This is a genomic window from Lentzea aerocolonigenes, from assembly GCF_000955955.1.
GTDB lineage: Bacteria > Actinomycetota > Actinomycetes > Mycobacteriales > Pseudonocardiaceae > Lentzea > Lentzea aerocolonigenes_A.
This window is the reverse complement of the sequence record NZ_JYJG01000263.1, coordinates 1-5,891: the sequence shown is the minus strand read 5'-3', so window position 1 is coordinate 5,891 and position 5,891 is coordinate 1. Positions and strand designations below refer to the sequence as shown.

10 protein-coding genes and 1 pseudogene are annotated in these 5,891 nt (G+C 69.6%); 4 read left to right on the top strand and 7 right to left on the bottom strand.

The features are described from left to right. A partial coding sequence (locus UK23_RS30875) for a helix-turn-helix transcriptional regulator (RefSeq protein WP_045315213.1) occupies positions 1-861 on the top strand: 861 nt, incomplete at its 5' end. A 38-nt stretch (positions 862-899) separates the two neighbouring features. Then, positions 900-1,250 (top strand): VOC family protein, encoded by a 351-nt coding sequence (locus UK23_RS30870; protein WP_045315212.1) that lies wholly within the window; start codon positions 900-902, stop codon positions 1,248-1,250. 21 nt (positions 1,251-1,271) lie between these two features. On the opposite strand, the gene UK23_RS30865 is transcribed toward UK23_RS30870, so the two are convergent. The 7 genes from UK23_RS30865 to UK23_RS55120 all read right to left on the bottom strand — a co-directional run bounded on the left by UK23_RS30865 (position 1,272) and on the right by UK23_RS55120 (position 4,823). Then, positions 1,272-1,946, bottom strand: a complete 675-nt coding sequence (locus tag UK23_RS30865; RefSeq protein ID WP_045315211.1) for a hypothetical protein — start codon at positions 1,944-1,946, stop codon at positions 1,272-1,274. Positions 1,947-1,963: 17 nt separating this feature from the next. Then, the gene (locus UK23_RS30860; RefSeq protein WP_045315210.1) at positions 1,964-3,547 is read right to left on the bottom strand and encodes a Na+/H+ antiporter; all 1,584 of its coding nucleotides are present in this window, start codon (positions 3,545-3,547) and stop codon (positions 1,964-1,966) included. 18 nt (positions 3,548-3,565) lie between these two features. Further along, a complete protein-coding gene (gene trxA, locus UK23_RS30855; RefSeq protein WP_045315209.1) occupies positions 3,566-3,874 on the bottom strand; it encodes a thioredoxin in 309 nt (102 codons plus the stop codon). Continuing rightward, positions 3,865-4,251: a MerR family transcriptional regulator gene (locus UK23_RS30850; protein ID WP_045315208.1), complete on the bottom strand. Its 387-nt coding sequence runs from the start codon at positions 4,249-4,251 to the stop codon at positions 3,865-3,867. The genes trxA and UK23_RS30850 overlap by 10 nt, the downstream gene beginning before the upstream one ends. 88 nt (positions 4,252-4,339) lie before the next feature. Then, on the bottom strand, positions 4,340-4,516 hold the full coding sequence (locus tag UK23_RS52005) for a hypothetical protein (protein WP_156213491.1): 177 nt from the start codon (positions 4,514-4,516) through the stop codon (positions 4,340-4,342). A 53-nt stretch (positions 4,517-4,569) separates the two neighbouring features. Beyond that, entirely contained in the window at positions 4,570-4,722 is a 153-nt protein-coding gene (locus tag UK23_RS52000; protein WP_156213490.1) for a hypothetical protein, read from the bottom strand. Then, positions 4,665-4,823, bottom strand: coding sequence for a DUF6745 domain-containing protein (locus UK23_RS55120; protein ID WP_419503908.1), 159 nt, complete (start codon positions 4,821-4,823; stop codon positions 4,665-4,667). The genes UK23_RS52000 and UK23_RS55120 overlap by 58 nt, the downstream gene beginning before the upstream one ends. Positions 4,824-5,000: 177 nt before the next feature. Between UK23_RS55120 and UK23_RS55115 the strand changes: the two genes are divergently transcribed. Further along, on the top strand, positions 5,001-5,174 hold the full coding sequence (locus tag UK23_RS55115; protein WP_196777953.1) for a hypothetical protein: 174 nt from the start codon (positions 5,001-5,003) through the stop codon (positions 5,172-5,174). A gap of 444 nt (positions 5,175-5,618) precedes the next feature. Continuing rightward, a pseudogene (locus UK23_RS30835) lies at positions 5,619-5,891 on the top strand (amino acid ABC transporter permease); the annotation flags it as partial.

Here is a 5,891-nt window from a genome sequence, read left to right as displayed (position 1 = left end):
ACGGAACGCCCCGCCCGCCGCTACATCGGGATCCTCCGCGAGGCAGGCATCCAGGTCGAGTCGAGCCGGGGTCCGCACGGTGGGTACCGGCTCCGGCGCGGCACGCGGCTGCCGCCGATCGTGTTCACCCAGGCCGAGGCGTTGGGCCTGGTCATGGCGGTGCTCGACGGCCAGCCGGCGGCGAACGAAGCAGACGACCCGGTCGGCGCGGCCCTCGGCAAGGTCATCCAGGCGCTGCCCGAGAACGTCGGGAGGCAGGCGGCCGTCCTGCGTGAGCACGCCAAAGCCGCGCCGGACCGGCACTCGGCCCACCCGGATCCCGCCATCACCAGCGCACTCGTCGCCGCCGTCGCGGCCAGACATCGGGTGCTGATCGGGTACCAGAGCGAGCGCGGCGACGCGTGGAAGTCCGAAGTGGACCCGTGGGCCGTCGTGGTCCGCCACGGACGCTGGTACTTGTTGTGCCATTCCCATCGGGCAGACGCGATCCGCACCTATCGGGTCGACCGGATTCGCACGGCCGGGCAGACCGAGCACGAGTTCGAGCCACCGGACGACCTCGACCCGATCGCGGCGCTGGAGGAGCACCTGGGCACGGGCTGGGAGTTCCCCACCCGCGTGGTGTTCGACGCGCCGCTGACCGAAGTGGCACCGTGGATCCGGCCGCCAATGGGACGGCTTCACCCAGCGGGGGACGGGTGCGTGCTCATCGGCAGCACCAGCAACCCGGCGATGTACGCGCAGGAGTGGTTGGCGGCCGTGCCGTTCGCCTTCCGCGTCGAGGGCGGAGACGAACTGCGTGCCGCGGTGGCGACGGTCGCGACGCGCTTTGCCGCCGCCTTGGCGCCTCAGGACGGCTAGCGGTTGCGCGGCAACGGCTTCGCGAGGCATGGTTGGCCATGTTCAGCGGCGCGCACGTGATCCTCTACAGCCAGGACGCCGAGGCGGACCGGGCCTTCATCGCCGACGTCCTCGGGTTCCCCCACGTGGACGCCGGGCACGGCTGGCTGATCTTCAAGCTGCCACCTGCCGAGGTCGCCGTGCACCCGACCGACGGGCCGCCGCAACACGAGTTCTACCTGATGTGCGACGACCTGGACGCGGTCCTGGCCGACCTCGCCGCGGCCGGCGTCGAAACCACCCGGCAGGTGACCGAGGAACGGTGGGGACGACTCACCGCGGTGCGGATGCCGAGCGGGGCCGAACTGCCCCTGTACCAACCGCTTCACCCCGTCGCACACAGCCTCTGACCCCGGGCAGAAGCCCGTTGGTCACACGCCGACGCCGGGGATCCGCCGCAGCACCGGGTTCGTGACGTCCTCGTTGCCGAGCACCACGGAGGCCCGATCCGCCGGCCCCACCTCGTCGAGGTACCGGCGGCTGGCAGCGTGATACCGCTGGTCGAAGGCCCGGCGAGCCTGATCGAGCCCGCCGAGCAGCTCCGCGTCCCGGCGCGTCCCGCGGTCCCGCGCCACCTCGAACGGCGTGTCGACGAAGACCACCTCGTCCCACGTCAGCTCCCTCTGCAGGAAGCTGCCGTCCACGACCAGCACCAGGTCCTCGGCCGCGAGGAGCGGCGGCTCGTCGATCGGCGTGTCCGAGCGCAGGTCGATGATCCGCTCGCGGTACTTCCGGTCCCCGCCGGGCCCGAGCGGCTCCAGTACCAGCCGCTTGAACGCCGCGAAGTCGTAGGCGTCGGTGTAGTACCCGTCCGCGCTGTCGCGGCCTTGCCGGTGCCTGACCGCCCTCGGGTTGTGGAAGCCGTCCATCGACAGGTGCGCGGCCGCACGTCCACGTTCGACCAGGGCAGCCGTCAGCTCGCGGGCGAGAGTCGTCTTGCCGGACGCCGTGATCCCGTCGATGGCGACCCGCAGCGGGTGACCGGGGCGCGAAGCAGCGAGGTGGTCAGCGATCCGGCGCAGCACGCGCTCCCGTGGTGTGATCATGAGACCGGCCCTGGCTGTCAGTCCTCCTCGATCTCCCGCCGCGAGAGCCGGACCTCCTCGATGTCGAGCCGCCGTTGCACCGCCCGCAGCACGATGTCGTCGATCGCCGCCTCGTCGCGCAGCCGCACCACCGTGGCCCGCTTGTGCGCGATCAGCTCCAGCCGCAACGCCGCGTACTCGACCTCGGACTGCGCCACCTCCTCGTCGCCGGCTTCCTTGGCGCGCCGAACCTCCAGGTGGTGCTCGTACTCGGCGAGCACCCGCTTGTAGACGACGTCGCTCACACCCACCTTGTCGGCCAGGCGCGGCAACGCCTCGTAGGCCTCCTCGGAGGCCGTCGACTGGGCGAGCTTCAGCTCCTCGTCGACCGCGGTGTCCTCGGGCAGGCGGGAGAACCGGATGATCGACGGCAGCATCAGCGACTGCACGACCAGCGTCAGCACGACCACGCCGGACGTGATGAGGATGATCTCCTCGCGGAACGGGAAGGGCGCGCCGCCGACGACGGTCTCCGGAACCGCCAGAGCCGCTGCCAACGACACGGCGCCGCGGAACCCCGCCGCCGACGACACGAGACGTTGCCGCGCACCGACGCGGCGAAGACGTTGCTGAGGACGGCGGTCGATCGCGCGGATGATGTACGGAGTCGTGTAGCCCCACAACAACCGAGTGCCCGCGACGGCCAACGCCACGAGCCCGATGGCACCAAAGGACTTCAGGACCTGGGAGCTGTCCAGGTTGCGGACCGCGCTGTGCGCCTGGAGTCCGATCAGGACGAACAGCGCGCCGTTGAGCGCGAACGTCGCAATGCCCCAGAACGCCGAGCTGACCTGCCGGGTGTCGGCGCGCACGATGCGCGGCCCGACGCGTGCCAAAGCCAACCCGCACGTCACCACCGCGATCACACCGGACCCGTGCACCAGTTCGGCCACCAGGAACGCGGAGAACGGCGTGAGGATGCTGACCACGGTCTCGTGGATCGGGTTGTCGAGCCGCCTGCGCACCTGCACCACCAGCCACGCGATCGCCAGCCCGGCCGCCGCGCCGCCCGCGTACGACAGCAGCAGTTGCAGCCCGACCATGCCGGTGCTGAACCGCTGCTCACCGGTCGTGATCGCCACGGCGATCGCGTAGATCACGAGGGCCGTGCCGTCGTTGATCAGCGACTCCGCGCGCAGGATGGTCGTCGTCCGGCGCGGCATGCCGCGGGCGATGGCGGAGACGGCGGTCGCGTCGGTGGGCGCGAGGGCCGCGCCGAGCACCCACGCCGGGCCCCAGTCGAGGCCCAGCGCGTGGGCGACCGCCGCCACCGCCGCGGCCGTCGCGAGCACGAGCAGCGTGCTGAGCAGCACGATCGGGCGGAGGTTGCTGCGGATTTCGCGCAGCGAGGTGTTGAGGCTCTCCCAGTACAGCAACGCCGGCAGGAAGATCAGCAGCATCGCCTCTGGCGGGAGGCTGACCGACTCCAGGGCCGGCACGAAGCCGAGCACAGCACCACAAACGACCAGCAAAACGGGGGCGGCGAGGCGCAACCGTCCTGACGCGACGCTGCTCGCCAGGATGCACACCCCGAGCACCACCACGAGTTCGAGACCGAGCATGGCCTCAAGATAGGCGGCTCACGCGCTCAGCGCGTCATCCAATTCAGCAAGCAACCGCGACTTGGGGCGCGCTCCCACGATCTGCCTGATCGGCACGCCGTCGCGGAACAGCAACATCGTCGGCAACGACATCACCTGGTAGTCGCGCGCGGTGGCGGTGTTCTCGTCCGCGTTGATCTTGTAGACGGTGAGGTCGTCACGCTCGCTGTCGATCTGGTCGAGGATGGGCGAGAGCATGTGGCACGGCCCGCACCACTGCGCCCAGAACTCGACGAGCACGGTGCCGGTCCGCGTCTGGTCCGCGAACGTGGCGTCGGTCAGCTGCACAGGAACTCCTTGGGTTCGGGCACGAGGCACGGATCTTGGAAGGCGAGTCTGGCTTCGAGGAACTCCCGGACGCCCTGGAGTCGCTCCAGGCACGCGTCCACCTCGGCGAGCTTGCGCCGGTAGACCTCCCGCGAGTCAGGACACGAGTCGCCGGACTCGTGGCCCGCTCTCAAGCACGCCACGAACGGTCGCGCGTCCTCCAGGCTCAGCCCGACCGCCTGCAGCGACTGGATCTCGCGAACCAGCCGCAGGTCGTGCTCGGAGTACTCGCGGTAGCCGTTGGACGTGCGCTGCGCCTCCAGGAGCCCCTGGGACTCGTAGAAGCGCAGCGCCCGCGTGGTGGTGCCGGCTCGCTTGGCCAGTTCGCCGATCCTCATGGCACGAACGCTAAACCTTGACGCGCACGTCAAGGCAAACATTTCAGTCCGCGACCAGCCCGAACGCATGCCGCTGCCGCCGCACGAGCTACTGACCAGGCGCGATACCGGTGTCGCCGTGTTCGGGGTGCAGCAAGGGCGACCACCTGCAGGTGCCTGGATCGGCGACGACGACGTGCGGGTTGCGGCCGTCCCCACCGGTGATGAGGTGGATTCCCTCCACCGGTACCCATCGGGTGCTGTTCTGGTCTGGTTCGGTGATCATCGAGAACGGGATGACGATCGCGGTCGACGAGTTCAGCGAGGTTCATGGTGTGTTCAGGTGCGTCGAAGGAGTTGGGAGTACTGCTGCGGTTCCGGCCCGTAGGTCCAGGCGGCGGCCTCGACCGGGTGCTGGAACGAGGGGGGCACGCTCAGGCCGTAGCGGCGGCGCGTGCGGAGGAGACCGGCGTTGTCGGGTTGCCGTGCCACGCATGGGCGCAGCTGCCGTCCGCGAACTCCAGCGCAGGCCCATCGTCATTGTGCGGCAACGAATTCTCGTCGACGTACACGGCTGTTGGACGTTCTGCCATGACGCAGACGTCTTCGCCGGCCCACCACCAGCCGGTCGACCGGACCTGGGTCTCCCACAGGTCGAACAGCCGACACCGGTGGACGCGTCGTGCATCATCGATCTCACCAGCTTCGCAAGGCACGTGGGTGTGCGCCGCAGTTCCCTGCGGATGCGGCTCGGAGCGCCCTGCCAGTCGGTGCGCTCACACATCCGCTGGACGAGGTTCGAGAGCTGTGCGGCGAGCTCTGCCCCGACGACCATCCAGTCGTCCTCGAAGCAGATGACTTCCTTGGCGGGTAACAGTTTCGCGGCTTCCGCGGGTGACCGCACCCAGACGAACTCCGGTGGTGGCCTGCCGATGGACGCGTAGAGCCGCGCCACGGCCTCCTCGGCCGCCGGACGATCAGCGGGTGCGGTGCTCAGCGCATGGCTCAGCCATTCATCGCGGAGCTGAAGGAGAGAGCGGGTCTCGAGCCCGCCCGGTGCGCTCACAGCGCGAGGGCGCGCACGCCCTTTCGAGTCGACATGCGGAAGATCGTGACAGCACGACCGGCATCCGCGCAAGCACGAAACTCCCTCGGTGTCCGACGGTTGTTCAGCACGTGGACGTCCTTGCCCGGACGATCGTGCGCTCCTTAACGTGAGCCGTGTTCTGCAAGTGCTCTCATCGGAGCGCAGGGAAGGGAGGGCAGGAATGGCCGACTTCGCTCTGTTCCTGTCCTCCCGCAGGCACATCGACCACGGGCGTGTCTGCAGCACCGCCTGTACCGGCTGACCTCGCAGCCCACCTCACGCCGTTCGACAAGGACCCGCCATGTCTTCTGGCACCCTCACGCCTGCCTCCACAAAGGACAGATCGGCGGACCTCGCCGCCTTGCCCGTCGTCGCCGCCCGCCACCCCTGGAGGTGGGTCGGCGTCGTCGCCGTGCTGGTGCTCGTGGCGCAGTTCGTCCACGGCCTGGTCACCAACCCCGCCTGGGACTGGCCGACGTTCGCCCGCTACTTCACCGCCCAGTCGATCCTGACGGCGGTCGGCACCACGATCGTGCTGACCGTGTCCGGCACGGTGCTGGGCTTCGCGCTGGGC

Excerpts from the sequence above, each read along its gene's own strand:
- UK23_RS30870 (WP_045315212.1), top strand. The coding sequence starts at position 900 with ATGTTCAGCGGCGCGCACGTGATCCTCTACAGCCAGGACGCCGAGGCG.
- UK23_RS30865 (WP_045315211.1), bottom strand. The coding sequence starts at position 1,946 with ATGATCACACCACGGGAGCGCGTGCTGCGCCGGATCGCTGACCACCTC.
- UK23_RS30860 (WP_045315210.1), bottom strand. The coding sequence starts at position 3,547 with ATGCTCGGTCTCGAACTCGTGGTGGTGCTCGGGGTGTGCATCCTGGCG.
- UK23_RS30850 (WP_045315208.1), bottom strand. The coding sequence starts at position 4,251 with ATGAGGATCGGCGAACTGGCCAAGCGAGCCGGCACCACCACGCGGGCG.
- UK23_RS52005 (WP_156213491.1), bottom strand. The coding sequence starts at position 4,516 with ATGATCACCGAACCAGACCAGAACAGCACCCGATGGGTACCGGTGGAG.
- UK23_RS55120 (WP_419503908.1), bottom strand. The coding sequence starts at position 4,823 with ATGGCAGAACGTCCAACAGCCGTGTACGTCGACGAGAATTCGTTGCCG.